Genomic DNA, 458 nt, shown 5'->3' with positions numbered 1-458 from the left:
CGACAGCCAGTGCTTACTCTGTCGGTTTCTTCAGCTTCGGATTAGGGAAGAACTGCACCGTCTGGACCTTGGCCGGCGCCGCCTTGGGCGCCAGGTGGTTGACCCGGGTGCCGAGCTCCTTGGGCACCGACAAGCCCTGCTCGTTGAGGGTGTCGGTGAACCCGCAGGCGACGCACTCGCGGTGCGGTACGTCGTCTTCGCTCCACATCATCAGCTTGTCGGGCTCGCTGCACGCGGGGCATACCGCCCCGGCAATGAAGCGTTTCTTGGTCTTGTTCACAACTACCTCGCTCACGCCGCAGCGCCTTCGGTAAGACCACTATGGCGCAGCAGCGCATCGATGGAAGGCTCACGGCCACGGAAGTCGACAAACAGCACCATCGGCTCGCGCGAACCGCCACGGGCCAGGATAGCCTCGCGGAAGGCACGCCCGGTCTCGGCATTCAGCACACCTTCTC

Annotated in this window: 2 protein-coding genes; both read right to left on the bottom strand. The window is 64.0% G+C overall.

The window, feature by feature from the left end; all coding sequences use genetic code 11:
* Positions 1-13: 13 nt before the first annotated feature.
* The gene (locus EOE48_RS28785) at positions 14-280 is read right to left on the bottom strand and encodes a YheV family putative zinc ribbon protein (protein WP_246155078.1); all 267 of its coding nucleotides are present in this window, start codon (positions 278-280) and stop codon (positions 14-16) included.
* Between the two features lie 11 nt (positions 281-291).
* Positions 292-450: a M3 family metallopeptidase gene (locus EOE48_RS28780; protein WP_246155081.1), complete on the bottom strand. Its 159-nt coding sequence runs from the start codon at positions 448-450 to the stop codon at positions 292-294.
* Between the last annotated feature and the right edge of the window lie 8 nt (positions 451-458).

The sequence above is a fragment of the Methylobacterium oryzihabitans genome (assembly GCF_004004555.2).
GTDB classification, from domain to species: Bacteria; Pseudomonadota; Alphaproteobacteria; order Rhizobiales; family Beijerinckiaceae; genus Methylobacterium; species Methylobacterium oryzihabitans.
The sequence above is the reverse complement of the archived record's forward strand: the minus strand, read 5'-3'. Positions and strand labels throughout refer to the sequence as shown.